This is a genomic window from Paraburkholderia lebeckiae, assembly GCF_050436225.1.
Taxonomy (GTDB): Bacteria; Pseudomonadota; Gammaproteobacteria; order Burkholderiales; family Burkholderiaceae; genus Paraburkholderia; species Paraburkholderia tuberum.
The window spans coordinates 2,455,936-2,472,267 of the sequence record NZ_JBNDLU010000002.1 but is presented as its reverse complement, the minus strand read 5'-3'; the positions used below and the strand labels follow the sequence as shown (position 1 = coordinate 2,472,267).

Here is a 16,332-nt window from a genome sequence, read left to right as displayed (position 1 = left end):
AGACCTCAAGCCGCCGTCTTCGCCGGCGCGGCACCCAGCGCACCACGGATCGCGTCGGCGAGCTCGCTCGCCGCGAACTTCGCGACATAGCCGTTGGCGCCCGCGTTCTTCACATGCGCCTCATTGGCCGCGCCCGTCAGCGACGAGTGAATGATCACCGGAATATCGCGCGTGCGTTCATCGGCCTTGATCTGGCGCGTCAGCATGAAGCCGTCCATCTCCGGCATCTCGAGATCGGTTAGTACCAGCGCGATGGTGTCTTTCGCGCGCGCGCCGTTTTTCTGCGCTTCGCGCGCGACCTGCTGCAGCGTCTGCCACGCTTCCTCGCCGGTCTTCGTCATGATGTAGTCAGCGCCGATCGCGGCGAGCGCCTGTTCGATCAGCTTGCGCGCGAAGCCGGAGTCGTCGGCGGCGAGGATCTTCGCGCCGCGGCGGATGCCGAGCGCCTGGCCGACCGAGGCCGGATCGACGCTCGGATGCTGCGACGGGAACACGTCGCGCAACACCTGCTCGACGTCGATCACCTGGGCGAGCCGCGAGTCGCCGGTATTGCCGTCGATGCGCGCGATGCTCGTGACGAGTTTGCCGCCCGCCGAGCCATCGGCCGACAGCACCTGGTTCCATTCGAGTCGCACGATGTCGTCGACTTCCTCGACCGCGAAGGCCTGCGTCGAACGCGCGAACTCGGTGACCAGCAGGATGTTCAGGCCGCGCGTCGGCTCGCAGCCCATCAACCGCGGCAGATCGATCACGGGGATGATCTGCCCGCGAATGTCGACCGCGCCCATCACGTAAGGCGACGATCCGGCGATCGGCGTGACGGTCGGCATCGTCGAGATTTCGCGCACCTTGAACACGTTGATCCCATACAACTCGTGCGCGTCGCTGCCCGGCACGTGGCCGAGGCGGTATAGCAGCAGCTCGAACTTGTTGGAGCTCGTCAGGTTGCTGCGTTCGGTGTGGCGCTCGTGATTGGCACGGTGGTCGTCTGCCATCGGAATCGTTCTCCAGAATTGCGGTGCTGAGCGGTGCTGAGCGTGCCTGTATCTGGTTATCGGCGCCGATGGCGAAAAATTCAGCACCGCGTGGCAGCGTCGAGCGGCGCGCGCGATTCACGCGAATACGGCAAACGTGTGCGCATTCATATGAGGGTTACCTAAGGTTACAGAAGCGACAGCAGCGTTTCACCTGCCCGACGGCGTGGCTTCTAGAATCGGCAGCGATAAAAGCGTGGCGCCGCGCTGGGCTCGCAAGCAGTCCGCAGCGTTTTGGATCGCACGCTTCGTTCGCGGCGCACACGTGTCCGTCGTTTTGCTTTCAGATGCTTTCACCTCAAGGAGAACGTATGATCCGCCTGCCTTCCGTCCCTTCCGTCGCTTTGGCCCGCATCGCCGCCGCTGCCTGCTTCGGTGGTCTTCTGACGGCTGCCTCGGTGGCCAGCGCGCAGAGCGCCGCGTCCACGGACACGGGCCGCCTGCATGCCGCCGACCAGACCTTCATCGCGGACGGCACGCAAGCCGTCGCGACGCAGCGCGATGCCGCGCGTATCGCCACCGCGCGTTCGGCCGACCGCGACGTGAAGGCCTTCGCCGAGCGCGTGTCGAGCGACGACGCGAAGATCACCGACGCATTGCGCGCGGCGAGTCCGCGCGGTGTCGACGTGCCGAAGAACGATCCCGATGCGGCCGTGCTCGCAAGCATCAATCACCTGCGCGGCGCGGACTTCGACAAGGTGTACATCGAGCAGGTCGCGCTCGCGGGTGAACAGAAGGCGCTGTCCGCTTTCCAGGCGGAAATCGCCGCGGGCCGCGACGAGCAGTTGAAGGCCGCCGCGAAACAGGCGCTGCCGACGATCCAGCAGCACTATGCGATGGCGCAGGATCTCGCGAAGCGCAAGCATCTGTCCGTGGCCGCGCAATAGGCGGCGTCACGTCGCTACGCGGCAGCGGCGGTACTTGGAATCCGGGCTTTTCGGCGATAATCGTGCGCTTCATCCGACGATTCTTCGCGCCTTCGATTTCAGGTACCGCATGAGCAAGCCAGCTAGTCTGCCGCAACAGTTGGACCATCTGCTTCGACAAGCCGTCGCGCTCCAGCAGAACGGCGCGCTCGTCGAAGCCGAGGAGTTGTATCGCGAGATTCTCGAACTGAAGCCGAAGCATGGCGACGCGTTGCGCGGGCTCGGCGAACTCGCGCTGCAAACGGGCCGCTTGCAGGAAGGCATCGATCTGCTGAAGAAGGCGCTCGTGGTCAACGCGAGACAGCCGGCCGTGCATTCGAATCTCGCCTATGCGCTGAACGCGTTGCAGCGCCATGACGAAGCGCTCGCGTGTGCCGAGCGGGCGCTCGCGATGCAGCCGAAATTCGCCGATGCGTTGAACAATCGCGGCAACGCATTGGCGGAGCTGAACCGTCCGCTCGACGCGCTCGCGAGCTACGAACGCGCGCTTTCGCTCGTGCCGGAGTTTGCGCCGGCGTGGAACAATCGCGCCTGCGTGCTGCGCGATCTCGGCCGCTATGCCGATGCGCTCGATAGCTGCGACCAGGCGCTCGCGTTGCAGCCGAACTATCCGGATGCATGGAGCAATCGCGGCAACGTGCTCGGCGATCTGAACCAGCCGCACGAAGCGCAGCGCTGCTACCAACGCGCGCTGGAACTTGCGCCTGCTTTCGTCGATGCATGGAACAACCTCGGTCTCGCGCAGATCGATCTGAATCAGCGCGAACAGGCGTTGTCGAGCTATCAGCGCGCGCTTGAGTTGAATCCGGCGTCGGTCGAAACGCACTGGAACCAGGCGCTGTGCCTGCTGCAAATGGGCCGCTTCGATACCGGCTGGCGCGAATACGAATGGCGTTGGGAGCGCAGCCGCATCAAGGCCGGCAGGCGCGCGTTCGCGCAGCCGCTGTGGCTCGGCGATGTTCCGCTCGACGGCAAAACGATCCTGCTGCATGCGGAGCAGGGCCTGGGCGACACGTTGCAGTTCTGCCGCTATGCGCCGCTCGTTGCGAAGCTCGGCGCGAAGGTCGTGCTCGAAGTGCCGGGCGCGTTGTTGCGATTGCTGTCGACGCTCGATGGTGTCGACCGGTTGATCGAAGCGGGGCAGCCGTTGCCGCCGTTCGATTGTCATTGCCCGCTGTTGAGCTTGCCGCTTGCGTTCGGCACGAACGAAGCGAGCATTCCGGCGGCGACGCCGTATCTTTTTGCGCAGCCGGCGGCCGTCAGCGAATGGCGTGAGCGGATCGAACACGACGGCAACATCAACGCGGATGCCACCGCAATCAGGCCGCTGAAAGTCGGCCTCGTCTGGGCCGGCGAGAACCGCGCGCATATCGCCGAGCTGCGCAAGATCGACGCGCGTCGGTCGCTCACGTTCGAGCAACTCGCGCCGCTCCTCGAGGTGCCGAACGTTCGCTTCTTCAGCGTGCAGAAGGGCGCGGCCGCACCGCAATTAGCCGAAAGCGCCTACGCTGAACGCGTCGCCGATTACACCGGGCTGCTGCACGATTTCGCCGATACCGCCGCGCTCGTCGCCAGTCTCGATCTGGTGATTTCGGTCGACACGTCCACTGCGCATCTGGCCGGCGCGCTCGACAAACCCGTCTGGATTCTGAACCGCTTCGACACCTGCTGGCGCTGGTTCCTCGAACGCAGCGACACGCCGTGGTATCCGTCCGCGCGACTGTTCCGTCAACCGGCGCTCGGCGATTGGGGCAGCGTTATCGATGCCGTGCGCGATGCATTGACGGATCTGAGCGCGTTGCCTTCGTGACGCCGTTTGGCGGACACGCGTAGACTGAACCTCCGTTCATCGACGGCAATGCCACGGAGAATTCTTCAATGGAATACCGACATCTGGGTGCATCGGGTTTCAAGGTGCCGGTGCTGAGTCTCGGCACCGGTACGTTCGGCGGCAAGGGTGAATTTTTCCAGGCGTGGGGCGCGACCGACGTCGCCGAAGCGCGGCGTCTGATCGACATCTGTTTCGACGCGGGCGTCACGATGTTCGACACCGCCGACATCTATTCGAAGGGCGCGTCCGAGTCGGTGCTCGGCGAGGCGCTGAAGGGCAAGCGCGACAAGGCGATCCTGTCGACCAAGGCGACGTTTCGTTTCGACGACGATCCGAACGGCGTCGGCTCGTCGCGCTTCCATCTGATCCAGGCGGTCGATTCAGCGCTCAAGCGTCTGCAAACCGATTACATCGACCTGTTCCAGCTGCACGGCTTCGACGCGAAAACGCCGATCCCCGAAGTGCTGTCCACGCTCGACGACCTCGTGCGCGCGGGCAAGATCCGCTATATCGGCGTGTCGAATTTCTCCGGCTGGCATCTGATGAAGTCGCTCGATATCGCCGACCGTTACGGCTATCCGCGCTATGTCGCGAATCAGACCTACTACTCGCTGGTCGGGCGCGACTACGAGTGGGAGCTGATGCCGCTCGGCGTCGACCAGGGCGTCGGTGCCGTGGTGTGGAGCCCGCTCGGCTGGGGCCGCTTGACCGGCAAGCTCAAGCGCGGCCAGCCGCTGCCGGAGACGAGCCGCCTGCACAAGACCGCCGACATGGGGCCGCCGGTGCCGGAAGACTATCTGTTCCGCGTGCTCGACGCGCTCGACGAAATTGCCGCCGAAACCGGCAAGACCGTGCCGCAGATCGCGCTGAACTGGCTGCTGCAACGGCCGACCGTCGCGACGCTGCTGATCGGCGCGCGCAACGAGGAGCAACTGCGGCAGAACCTCGGCGCGGTCGGCTGGAATCTGACGCCGGACCAGGTCGCGAAGCTCGATGCGGCCAGCACGGTGCGCCCCGCGTATCCGTACTGGCATCAGGAAGGCTTCGCGGAACGCAATCCCAAGGCGGTTTGAGCGGCGGGTCGACCACGTTCCAGGCGCCGCAGCCGGCGCAATGCCTTGGTCCAGCGCGGCCGCACGCTGGACTAGCCCATCCCATCAGGCCAAACCGCCATTGGCCCGCAATACCTGCCCATTGACCCAACCCGCATCCGGGCCGACCAGAAAGGCGACCAAGCCCGCCACGTCTTCCGGCTCGCCGAGGCGTTGCAGCGGCGGCATTTTCGCGAACGTCTCGATCTGCTCGTCGGTCTTGCCTTCGAGGAACAGCGCGGTCGCGATCGGTCCCGGCGCGACCGCATTCACTGTGATGTTGCGCCCGCGCAGTTCCTTCGCGAAGACACGCGTGAACGCTTCGACGGCTGCCTTGGTCGCCGTGTAGATGCCATAGCCAGGCAGGTTCAGCGCGAGCGCGCTGGTCGAGAAATTGACGATGCGCCCGCCGTCGTTCAGGCGCGCGGCCGCTTCGCGCAGCGTGTTGAAGGTGCCGCGCACGTTGATGTCGAAGGTTTGGTCGTAGAGTGCGTCGGGCGTGTCGGCGAGCGGCGTGGGCTTCATCACGCCCGCGTTGTTGACGAGCACATCCACCTTGCCGAGTTCGCGTTCGGTGATCTCGAACATGCGACGCACGTCGTCGGGCTTCGACACGTCGGCTCGCACCGCGACCGCCTTGCCGCCAGCTTCGCGGATCGCACCGACGAGCGCGTCGGCTTCGCCCGCGCTCGATGCGTAGTTGACGGCGACCGCGTAGCCGTCCTTCGCGAGCCGCTGTGCGATCGCCGTGCCGATGCCGCGCGATGCGCCCGTGACGATGGCGACTTTCGGTTGTGGGTTCGTGCTCATGATTGGTTTCCTCATGGAAGGTGGTGAATCGGTGAGGTGAATCATGAACGCTTTGCGCGCAGAGATAATCCGGTTAGACTCGCCATCATCATTCCATTTGCTTCAATAATCCGTCGTATGGACCGTTTCGAGGAAATGCGTGTATTCGTGCGGATCGCCGAGCGCCAGAGCTTCACGCGCGCCGCCGACGATCTGCAAATTCCGCGCGCGACCGTCACCAACCTGATGAAGCGCCTCGAGCAGCGGCTCGGCGCGCGGTTGCTCGAACGTACGACCCGCACGGTGCGGCTCACGCCCGACGGCGAAGCGCACTACCAGCGCTGCGTGCGCCTGATCGCCGATCTGGAGGAGGCCGAGGGGGCGTTTTCCAATCTCGCGCCGAAGGGGCTGTTGCGCGTGAACGTGCAGGGCACGCTCGCGCGGCACTTCGTGGTGCCGGCGCTGCCCGCGTTTCTCGCGCGCTTTCCCGACATCGAGCTGATGATCGGCGAGGACGACCGGCTCGTCGACCTCGTGCGCGAGGGCATCGATTGCGTGCTGCGCGCGGGCGTGCTGCAGGATTCGTCGATGGTCGGGCGGCGCGTCGCGCAACTGCAGCAGGTGACGGTCGCGAGTCCCGCGTATCTGGCCGCGTATGGCGAGCCCGCCGATCCTGACGCGCTGTCGACGCATCGCGCGGTCAACTACGTGTCGAGCGCGACCGGCAAGCCGTTGCCGCTCGAATTCCGCGTCGACGGGCGGGATACCGCGCTCGTGCTGCCGTCGGCGGTGTCGGTCAGCGGCGCCGAACTGTACACGGGCGCGGCGCTCGCCGGGCTCGGCATCGTGCAGGTGCCGCGTTACCGCGTGGATGGCGAGCTGGCGGCGGGGCGGCTGCGGGTCATTCTGGCGGACTATCCGCCGCCGCCGATGCCGGTGTCGGTGCTGTATCCGCAGAACCGGCAGTTGTCGTCGCGCGTGCGAGTGTTCGCGCAGTGGCTGCGGGAGATTTTCGCGCCGGTGAACTGAGGGAGCGAAAACCGCAAAGTAATGCTTTTTCGTGGTTAACCACTGGACACGTGCGCCTCGCATAATGTCATTCTCAAGCGCACAGAAAGCCGCCCGTGATCGAGGGTGGACGCACAGAACGACCGGGGGATCTGATCATGAATCGTTTTCGTTCGCTAGGTGTGGCGACGGGCGCGGCGCAGTTCGCCAGTGCCGACATCCTCAGCCGGATGAGCACGGCGTCGCGCCGGCCAGGCGCCGCGCGCCCCTTCGATCTGATTTTCGAACCGCGCGCGTGGCAGGGGCCCGCCGCGCCCGAGGCGACGGACCCGCAGTTCAAGATCCACGTGTTCGACACGATGCGCGCGTTCGAAAAACGCGGCGTCGACGCGATCGTGCTGCCATGCTTTCTGAGCCACACCTTCATCGACGAACTCGCGGCCAACGTCACCGTGCCGGTCGCCAACATCATGACCTCACTGTCCGCGCACGTGCGGCGCACCTATCCGTCGGCGCGCCGAATCGGCGTGCTGACGTCGGCGGCGATTCGCGCGAACGGCCTGTTCGAGCGCTACTTTGAAGCCGGGCAGTTCGACATATGCTATCCGCGCAACGACACCGGTTTCGACGGCGTGACGAGCGCCGTCTTTGGTGTCGGGGGCATCCGCGATGGGCGCCTGCACGGGCGGCCCGTCGAGCTGTTGGGCGCGGCGTGCGCGGATCTGGTCGCGCAGGACGTCGACATGATCGTGCCGGGGCTCGCGGAGATCGGCCTCGTGCTGCGGGCGCTCGGGCGCATCGAGGTGCCGCTCGTCGATACGAACCAGGTGTATGCGCGTTATGTCGCGGCGGCGCAGTACACGCAGCCGGAGCGGACGTTCCGCCTCGGCGTGGTCGGCGGCATCGGGCCGGCCGCGACCGTCGATTTCATGGCCAAGCTCGTGCGCCACACGCCGGCCGCGCGCGACCAGGACCATATCCGGATCATGGTCGAGCAGAATCCGCAGATCCCTGACCGCACCGCGGCGCTGCTCGAGCGCGGCGACGATCCCACCCTCGCGCTGTACGCGGCCTGCAAGACGCTCGAGGACGGCGGCGCGGATCTGATCGCGATTCCGTGCAATACCGCGCATGCGTTCGTCGAGCGGCTCCAGCCGGCGCTGCGCGTGCCGATCGTCAATATGCTGACCTGTACCGCCGATTATCTGCGCGAGACCTTTCCGGGTCTGCGCGAAGTGGGCGTGCTGGCCACCTCGGGCACGCTCGCGAGCCGCGTCTACGAGCAGGCGCTCGACGCGCGCGGCCTGGTGCAGATCGCGCCGTCCGCCACTGCGCAAGCGCGTCTGATGAACGCGATCTACGGCCCGCGCGGCGTGAAGGCGGGGCACGCGTCGGGCGAATGCTGCGAGGACCTCGCGGCGGCTGTCGACGATCTGCTCGCGCGGGGTGTGCAGGTCATCGTGCTCGCGTGCACCGAGTTGCCGTTGCTGTTGCGTGACCCGGTGCTCGCGTGTCCGGGCGGGCGGGTGGTGCGGCTCGTCGATCCGACCGAGGTGCTGGCGAGGCGTTGCGTCGCCTATGCGCTCGGCGACCGTGCCGCGCGCGGAACCCCGGCGGGTTGCGCAAAACCGGATGCGGCCGGGTGCTCGCGGGTTGAAAGCGCGCTGGGCTAATCAGGCGGTGTGACCGCGGCGCAGCCGTTTGCGCATCGCCGCCGATCCGGAGATCGTGGCGCGTCTGCGCCCGTCATGGAAAACTGTATAAACATACAGTATAGTATCCCCCCACAGCCAGGCTTCCGGGCGCTCCTTGCGCCGACCCGGCTGCACCGAACTTGCGCGGTCGCGAGAGCCGGCCGTGAGAGGTGACCCACTCCTTCAGACGGTCGGAAAAATTGTCCTCCAACGACGCAACCCCTGACACCCTCGCTGACACTCCCCAAGGCGGCAACCCGAGCGGCAACAAGATCCAGGGCACGATCCGCATTCGCGGCGCCCGCCAGCACAACCTGAAAAACGTCGACCTCGACGTGCGCACCGGCGAAATGACGGTCGTCACGGGGCCGTCGGGTTCGGGCAAGTCGAGCCTCGTGTTCGACACGCTGTATGCGGAAGGCCAGCGCCGCTACGTCGAAACCTTCAGTGCGTACGCGCGCCAGTTCCTCGACCGGATGGATCGGCCACAGGTCGACCGCGTCGACGGCGTGCCGCCCGCCATCGCGATCGACCAGACCAACCCGGTGCGCAGCTCGCGCTCCACGGTCGGCACGATGACCGAGCTCAACGACCACCTGAAGCTGCTGTACGCGCGCGCGGCCGAGCTGTTCGACCGCCAGACCGCGCACCTCGTGCGGCACGATACGCCGGAGACGATCTACGCGGAACTGCTCGCGCGCACCGCGCAGGAGGAGCCGCGGCTCGTCGTCACGTTCCCGGTCGAGCTGCCAGAGTCGGCGTCCGCGCAGGAGGTCGAGCAGTGGTTGTCGGCGAGCGGCTATACGCGCGTGCAGGCGCAGCGCGAAGTCGACTCGCCGACCGGCAAGCGCAAGTTGCTCGATGTCGTCGCCGACCGCTTCCGGCTGCGCTCGGTGGATAAAGCACGCACGATCGAGGCGATCGAGGCATCGCTGAAGCGCGGCGGCGGGCGCGTCAATATTTACGTGCTGCCGGCTACCTCGGACGAGCCGCAGGCCGAAGCCGCCGAGCCGCGCATCTGGCGTTTCTCCACCGGCTTGCACAGCCCCGAAAGCGATCTGCGCTATGCCGATCCGCAGCCCGCGCTGTTCTCGTTCAACTCGGCCTATGGCGCTTGTGATGCCTGCCGCGGTTTTGGCCGCGTGATCGGCGTCGACCTCGGTCTCGTGATCCCCGACGCGCGCAAGACGCTGCGCGAAGGTGCGGTCAAGCCGATGCAGACGCCCGCGTGGAAGGAGTGCCAGGACGACCTGATGCGCTACGCGGCGAAAGCCGACATCCGCCGCGACACGCCGTGGGGCGAGCTCAGCGAGCGCGAACGCAACTGGGTCATCAACGGCTCGCCGGACTGGAACGGCAAGTGGCAGACGCATTGGTACGGCGTCAAACGCTTCTTCGACTATCTCGAATCGAAGGCGTACAAGATGCATATCCGCGTGCTGCTGTCGAAGTACCGCAGCTACACGCCGTGCGAAACCTGCGGCGGCGCGCGTCTGAAAACCGAATCGCTGCTGTGGCGCCTCGGCAGCAAGGCCAACGCGAACCAGGTGCTCGCGCCCGCGCAGCGCTTCATGCCGCGCGGCGTGAAGTGGTCGCGCGCGCAGCTCGAAGCGTTGCCGGGCCTGACCGTGCACGATCTCATGCTGATGCCGATCGAGCGCATCCGCCGCTTCTTCGACGACATCACGCTGCCGAGCGCGTTGCTCGACGACGCGCTGAAGCTGCTGCTCGCCGAAGTGCGCACGCGCCTCAAGTATCTATGCGACGTCGGTCTCGGCTATCTGACGCTCGACAGGCAAAGCCGCACGCTGTCGGGCGGCGAGGTGCAGCGTATCAACCTGACCACCGCGCTCGGCACGTCGCTGACCAAGACGCTGTTCGTGCTCGACGAGCCGAGCATCGGCCTGCACCCGCGCGACCTGAACCGCATCGTCGAAGCGATGCACCGGCTGCGCGACGCGGGCAATACGCTGGTCGTGGTCGAGCATGATCCGTCGGTGATGCTCGCGGCGGACCGGCTCATCGACATGGGTCCGGGACCGGGCGAGCGCGGCGGCTCGATCATTTTCGACGGCGCGCCCGAGGCGATCCGCTCGACCGGTACGCTGACCGGCGAGTACCTCGGCGGCCGGCGCCATGTCGCGGATGCCGCGCACTGGTCGCGTCGCGCGGTCGACGCGAGCACGCCGCGCATCGTGCTCGAAGGCGCGAGCGAGCACAATCTGCGCGACGTCACGGTCGAAATTCCATTGCAGCGGCTCGTGTGCGTGACCGGCGTGTCGGGTTCCGGCAAATCGACGCTGCTGCAGGACGTGCTGTATCCGGCGATGGCGCGCCACTTCGGGCTCGCCACCGAGGCGCCCGGCGCGTTCAAGGCGCTGAACGGCGCGGACCAGGTCACCGACGTCGTGTTCGTCGACCAGTCGCCGATCGGCAAGACCGCACGCTCGAATCCGGCCAGCTACGTCGGCGCGTTCGACGAAATCCGCAAGCTGTTCGCGAAGGCACCGCTCGCGCAACAGCGCGGCTACGGCCCCGGCATGTTCAGTTTCAATTCGGGCGATGGCCGCTGCCCGACCTGTGGCGGCTCGGGCTTCGAGCACATAGAAATGCAGTTCCTCTCCGACGTGTACCTGCGCTGCCCCGATTGCGACGGGCGTCGTTATCGCGGGGAAATGCTGGAGGTGAAGATCGAGCGAGGCCAGCCGGCGCGCGCGTTGAGCATTGCCGACGTGCTCGAACTGACCGTCAGCGAGGCTGTCGCGTACTTCGCGAAGGACGCCGAAGTATTGCGCGTGCTGCAGCCGATCGTCGACGTCGGGCTCGAATACGTGAAGCTCGGCCAGCCCGTGCCGACGCTGTCGGGCGGCGAGGCGCAGCGGCTCAAGCTCGCGGGCTTTCTCGCGGAATCGGCACAGGCGCGCGGCGCACGCGGCGCGAAGCAGGTGATCGCGAAGCGTCTGTTCATGTTCGACGAACCGACCACGGGTCTGCATTTCGACGACATCGCGAAGCTGATGCAGGCGTTCGGCAAGCTGCTCGCGAGCGGTCATTCGCTGATCGTGATCGAGCACAATCTCGACGTGATCCGCGCGGCCGACTGGATCATCGACCTCGGTCCCGAAGGCGGCGACGGCGGTGGCCGCGTGTTGTGCGCGGGCACGCCGGACGAAGTGAAAGCGTGTGCCGAATCGCATACCGGCGAGGCCTTGCTGCAATACGACCGCGCGATGGACACCGCAGCCGCGGCGGAGCCCCAGGGCATCCCGCTGCAGAAGGCCCTGAGCGCGGCCCGCGCACGTCGCGCGATCGAAGGCGAGGACGTCGTGCGCATCGTCAACGCGCGCGAGCACAACCTGAAGGCGCTCGACGTCGACATTCCGCATGGCAAGTTCAACGTGATCACCGGCGTGTCGGGCTCGGGCAAATCGACGCTCGCGTTCGACATCCTGTTCCACGAAGGTCAGCGGCGCTACCTCGAATCGTTGAACGCGTACGCGCGCTCGATCGTGCAGCCAGCCGGCCGGCCCGAAGTCGATGCCGTGTACGGCATTCCGCCGACCGTTGCGATCGAGCAGCGACTCTCGCGCGGCGGTCGCAAGAGTACCGTCGCGACGACCTCGGAGGTGTGGCACTTCCTGCGTCTGCTGTACGTGAAGCTCGGCTTGCAGCACTGCATTCACGACGGCACGCCGGTCACGTCGCAAAGCGCCGAATCGATCGCGGCGCAGTTGCTGCGCGATCACAAGGGCCAGCACGTCGGCTTCCTCGCGCCGCTCGTCGTGAACCGCAAGGGCGTCTACACCGACCTCGCGAAATGGGCAAAGGCGCGCGGCAATACGCATCTGCGTGTGGACGGCGAGTTCGTGCCGGTCGATCCGTGGCCGAAGCTCGACCGCTTCCGCGAGCACACGATCGAGCTGCCGGTCGCTGACCTCGTCATCTCGGCCGATCACGAAGCGGAGCTGCGCGAAGCGCTCGATCAAACGCTCGACATCGGTAAAGGCATCATGCATCTGCTCGCGCCGCTCGACGGTCTGCACGACGCGCTCAACGGCGGCGAGTCCACCGCGAAGCTCGGCGACGTGAAGGTGCTGTCGACGAAGCGCGCGTGTCCGGTGTGCGGCACGAGCTACCCCGAGCTCGATCCGCGCATGTTCTCGTACAACAGCAAGCATGGCTGGTGCACGAGCTGCGTCGGCACGGGGCTGTCGCTGACGCGCGAGCAGCGGGCCGCGTACGACGACACCGTCGTCGACGACGACAATCGCGGTCGCGAGCAGAGCCTGCCGTCGGAGGAGCAGGAACCGGAAGGACTCGTCGACGAGCCGTGTCCGGATTGCGCGGGCACGCGTCTGAATCCGGTCGCGCGCGCGGTCACGTTCGACTCGCAGGCGATCGTCGATGTCGCGCAATGGACCGTGTCCGACACGCGCGCGTGGATCGATACGCTGCAGATGACGGGCCGCGCCGCCGAAATCGCGCGCGACGTGGTCAGTGAAATCGGCAGCCGGCTGCAGTTCCTCGAAGAAGTCGGGCTCGGCTATCTGAGCCTCGATCGCGCGGCGCCGAGTTTGTCGGGCGGCGAAGCGCAGCGCATCCGGCTCGCCGCGCAGCTCGGCAGCAATCTGCAGGGCGTGTGTTACGTGCTCGACGAGCCGACCATCGGTCTGCACCCGCGCGACAACCAGATTCTGCTGAACGCGCTGCGCAAGCTCGGCGAAAAGGGCAATACGCTCGTCGTCGTCGAGCATGACGAAGATACGATCCGGCGCGCGGATCACATCATCGATATCGGGCCGGGCGCGGGCAAGCGCGGCGGCACGCTGATCGCGCAGGGCAGCGTCGCGGACCTGTCCGCGCAGCCCGATTCGCTGACCGGGCGTTTCCTCGCGCAGCCGATCGTACATCCGCTGCAGCCGCGTCGTGAGGTCGTCGCGCCGGGCAAGCGTGCGGCCGCGGTGCCGGAGAACTGGCTGACCGTGCATGGCGGCAAGCTGCATAACCTGCGCGACGTGACGGTCGGCATTCCGCTCGCGCGGCTTGTCGCGGTGACGGGCGTCAGCGGCTCCGGAAAATCGACGCTCGCGCGCGACGTGCTGATGACCAATCTGCTCGATGCGGTCGGGCGCTCGGTGCTGTCGTCGCCGGCCACGCGCCGCGCGCGCGCGGCCGCCGAGGAGAAGCCGGCCGCGAACCGGCGTTCGAGCGTGCTCGCGCGCTCGGCGCCGCGCGCGCCGCTGAACGTCACGCACATGTGGCAGGGCTGCGATTCGGTCACCGGCTGGGAGAGCATCGACCGCGTGCTGGAAGTCGATCAGACGCCGATCGGCAAGACGCCGCGTTCGTGTCCCGCCACCTACATCGGCGTGTGGGATGCGATCCGCAAGCTGTTCGCGGGCACGCTGGAGGCGCGCGCGCGCGGCTATAGCGCGTCGCGTTTCTCGTTCAACACGGGCGAGGGCCGCTGCCCCGCATGCGAGGGCCAGGGTGTGCGCACGATCGGCATGAGCTTCCTGCCCGACGTGAAGGTGCCGTGCGACGTCTGCCACGGCCAGCGCTTCAATCCGGAGACGCTCGCGGTCACGTGGCGCGGCAAGAACATCGGCGATGTGCTGACCATGGAAATCGACGAAGCGGTCGAGTTCTTCGCGTCGATTACGAACATCGGACATCCGCTGCAACTGATGAAAGACGTAGGGCTCGGCTATCTGACGCTCGGTCAGCCATCGCCGACGCTGTCGGGTGGCGAGGCGCAGCGCATCAAGCTCGTCACCGAGCTGAGCAAGGTGCGCGACGACATCACGCGGCGTGGCCAGAAGCCGCCGCACACGCTGTACGTGCTCGACGAGCCAACGGTCGGCCTGCACATGGCGGACGTCGCGAAGCTGATTCGCGTGCTGCATCGGCTCGTGGATGGCGGGCATAGCGTCGTCGTCATCGAGCACGATCTCGACGTGATCGCCGAGGCGGACTGGATCATCGACCTCGGTCCGGAGGGCGGCGTGGGCGGCGGTACGATCGTTGCGGCAACAGATCCGGAAAGCCTGTCGCGCGTGGCCGCGAGTCACACGGGCGTGGCTTTGCGGCCGGTGCTCGCGCGCGCGGCCGCTGCGGTGACGCTGGCCGGCGAAGGGACGAATGGCTGAGGCACGGTGACGAGCGGTGGCGCGGCCGTTGCGCGCCGCGATTCGGTTCCCGAGCCGACTGTTTGCTCACATTCCCAGACGCGCGCATCAGGTATGCCGTTGCAACTTCGCAGGTTGCAACGGCCGGCGCCTCGTCGCGTGTCCGCCACACATGATTGCTGCGCTGCATCAATCATCCGAGGTTCGATCAACGCGGCGCGTGCGAGCGTTTAAATCATACGAAAGGGGCCGGCGATGTTTCAAAATAGAAACATTTTTAGAACCGCCGATAAATAAGCATTTGGATATTAATTTGTGGCCCGGAGCGAATGCCACGGAAATGCCTAATGCCGCGGGCAATAAATTTACGCTTTGCGAATAAACTACCGAATTGCCCGGACATAATCGCACGATAAGCAGTTCACAATTGAAACATTTTTGAACCGCGCAAGAAACGTACTCGGTAACGCGGAATGGCCAGGCTTCGCATTACCGGCAACTTTGTCCGAATGTGCGAGAGTGCCGTCCATCAAGGCTTTGCGGTAAGATCTCCCCCCAAGTTCTTCGCGCGGCTTGCATAGTTGTCCGGCCTGCCCCGCGCTCATATCAATCGCTGAATAACCGCTTTTCCTCAGACAGGGGCTGTCGTGATGAAATTCGTTTTTCAAATTTACTATAGCGATCCATTCCGCTAACATCACGCTTAATCTCTTATGCGGCGTTGGTCTGTTTTTCCGCCGTAATAACGCATTTTCTCGTTCCGTCTGATGGCGGGGCAAATCGGGGTCCGCAACGTATGACCGTTTGGGGAAGATCATGCCGCACATGCACCTTGATACAACGAGAATTACGTGGCTACACACGCCCACTTTGAACGTCCGTACTGCAGCGCGGCGAATCGGCATTCTGCTGTTCGATGGCTTCTGGCTGCTCGGCCCCGGTACCGTCGTGGAAATGTTCCAGACCGCCAATGAGTTCGCCGGCACACGAGCGGGCGAAGATCCGCCCTACGAAGTGCAGTTCCTGTCGATGGACGGCGGCAATGTCGCCAGCTCGTCGTCGGCGCGCATCTGGACTGACCGCATCGACACGCGCTTTGGCGGCGGTTTCGACGTGCTGTTCATCGCTGGCGGCTACGGCGCCCACGTGGCCGCGCGCGACGAACGCCTGCTGAACTGGCTGCGCGCCGTGCAATCGCGTACACGCGCGATCGAAACGATCGGCGAGGGGCGCCTCGTGCTCGAAGCGGCCGGCCCGACCGAGCATGACGGCCTGATGAGCCGCTATCCGGGCGCGAGCGCGAGCGAAGGCGCGTTCAGCGCGGCCAACGACCGTCACGACTGCGCCCGCAGCGCGCTGATGTTCATCAAGCGCGACCTGGGCGCCGAGCTCGCGCGCAGCGTCGCCGATCGCGTGATGCCCGGCATGGCTGCGACGTGGGTACCGCTGCCGGCCGAGGGCGGCACGCTGAGCGTCGCCGAAAAGATTCGCGCAGCCGCGCGCTGGATGGAGGCCAACTGCGACCGTCCGGTCTCGGTCGCCGATGCCGCGCAGGTCGCCGCAATGAGCGAGCGCAATTTCCTGCGCCGTTTCAAGCATGAGATGCAGGTCACGCCGTCGGACTACCTGCTGCAGGTGCGGTTGCGTATCGCGTGCAACTTCCTGACCGAGACTGAGTTGCCGGTCGACAAGATCGCGCGTCGCAGCGGCACCGGCAACGGCGATCGTCTCGCGAAAATTTTCCGCAAGCGTATGGCTTTATCGCCAACCGAGTATCGCGCCCGCAGCCGGGCGGCCAGTGAGGCGTAGCATGTATCTTTAGCATGCGACA

The 16,332-nt window shown here is 65.9% G+C and carries 9 protein-coding genes; 7 read left to right on the top strand and 2 right to left on the bottom strand.

All coding sequences use genetic code 11. From position 1 onward, the window contains the following. Positions 1-5: 5 nt before the first annotated feature. Complete coding sequence (locus OKW45_RS25915; protein ID WP_018418602.1) at positions 6-995, bottom strand: chemotaxis protein; 990 nt, start codon at positions 993-995, stop codon at positions 6-8. Between the two features lie 350 nt (positions 996-1,345). On the opposite strand from OKW45_RS25915, the gene OKW45_RS25910 reads away from it, so the two are divergent. The 3 genes from OKW45_RS25910 to OKW45_RS25900 all read left to right on the top strand — a co-directional run bounded on the left by OKW45_RS25910 (position 1,346) and on the right by OKW45_RS25900 (position 4,864). Continuing rightward, positions 1,346-1,921 (top strand): DUF4142 domain-containing protein, encoded by a 576-nt coding sequence (locus OKW45_RS25910; RefSeq protein ID WP_018418601.1) that lies wholly within the window; start codon positions 1,346-1,348, stop codon positions 1,919-1,921. A gap of 109 nt (positions 1,922-2,030) precedes the next feature. Then, on the top strand, positions 2,031-3,770 hold the full coding sequence (locus tag OKW45_RS25905) for a tetratricopeptide repeat protein (RefSeq protein ID WP_429471926.1): 1,740 nt from the start codon (positions 2,031-2,033) through the stop codon (positions 3,768-3,770). A 68-nt stretch (positions 3,771-3,838) separates the two neighbouring features. Beyond that, positions 3,839-4,864, top strand: a complete 1,026-nt coding sequence (locus OKW45_RS25900) for an aldo/keto reductase (RefSeq protein ID WP_429471924.1) — start codon at positions 3,839-3,841, stop codon at positions 4,862-4,864. Positions 4,865-4,948: 84 nt separating this feature from the next. Here the strand turns inward: OKW45_RS25900 and OKW45_RS25895 are convergent, their stop codons facing one another. Beyond that, positions 4,949-5,692: an SDR family oxidoreductase gene (locus OKW45_RS25895; RefSeq protein WP_429471922.1), complete on the bottom strand. Its 744-nt coding sequence runs from the start codon at positions 5,690-5,692 to the stop codon at positions 4,949-4,951. 117 nt (positions 5,693-5,809) lie between these two features. Here OKW45_RS25895 and OKW45_RS25890 point away from each other — a divergent pair, with 117 nt between their 5' ends. The 4 genes from OKW45_RS25890 (at position 5,810) to OKW45_RS25875 (ending at position 16,310) form a co-directional block, all read left to right on the top strand. Then, a complete protein-coding gene (locus OKW45_RS25890; protein ID WP_429471920.1) occupies positions 5,810-6,700 on the top strand; it encodes a LysR family transcriptional regulator in 891 nt (296 codons plus the stop codon). 137 nt (positions 6,701-6,837) lie between these two features. Further along, positions 6,838-8,352, top strand: coding sequence for a cysteate racemase (gene cuyB, locus OKW45_RS25885; RefSeq protein ID WP_429471918.1), 1,515 nt, complete (start codon positions 6,838-6,840; stop codon positions 8,350-8,352). Between the two features lie 221 nt (positions 8,353-8,573). Continuing rightward, a complete protein-coding gene (uvrA, locus tag OKW45_RS25880) occupies positions 8,574-14,522 on the top strand; it encodes an excinuclease ABC subunit UvrA (RefSeq protein ID WP_429471916.1) in 5,949 nt (1,982 codons plus the stop codon). Between the two features lie 795 nt (positions 14,523-15,317). Further along, the gene (locus OKW45_RS25875) at positions 15,318-16,310 is read left to right on the top strand and encodes a GlxA family transcriptional regulator (protein WP_026225490.1); all 993 of its coding nucleotides are present in this window, start codon (positions 15,318-15,320) and stop codon (positions 16,308-16,310) included. The last annotated feature ends 22 nt before the right edge of the window (positions 16,311-16,332 follow it).

Excerpts from the sequence above, each read along its gene's own strand:
- OKW45_RS25910 (WP_018418601.1), top strand. The coding sequence starts at position 1,346 with ATGATCCGCCTGCCTTCCGTCCCTTCCGTCGCTTTGGCCCGCATCGCC.
- OKW45_RS25915 (WP_018418602.1), bottom strand. The coding sequence starts at position 995 with ATGGCAGACGACCACCGTGCCAATCACGAGCGCCACACCGAACGCAGC.
- OKW45_RS25895 (WP_429471922.1), bottom strand. The coding sequence starts at position 5,692 with ATGAGCACGAACCCACAACCGAAAGTCGCCATCGTCACGGGCGCATCG.
- OKW45_RS25900 (WP_429471924.1), top strand. The coding sequence starts at position 3,839 with ATGGAATACCGACATCTGGGTGCATCGGGTTTCAAGGTGCCGGTGCTG.
- cuyB (WP_429471918.1), top strand. The coding sequence starts at position 6,838 with ATGAATCGTTTTCGTTCGCTAGGTGTGGCGACGGGCGCGGCGCAGTTC.
- OKW45_RS25890 (WP_429471920.1), top strand. The coding sequence starts at position 5,810 with ATGGACCGTTTCGAGGAAATGCGTGTATTCGTGCGGATCGCCGAGCGC.
- OKW45_RS25905 (WP_429471926.1), top strand. The coding sequence starts at position 2,031 with ATGAGCAAGCCAGCTAGTCTGCCGCAACAGTTGGACCATCTGCTTCGA.
- OKW45_RS25875 (WP_026225490.1), top strand. The coding sequence starts at position 15,318 with ATGCCGCACATGCACCTTGATACAACGAGAATTACGTGGCTACACACG.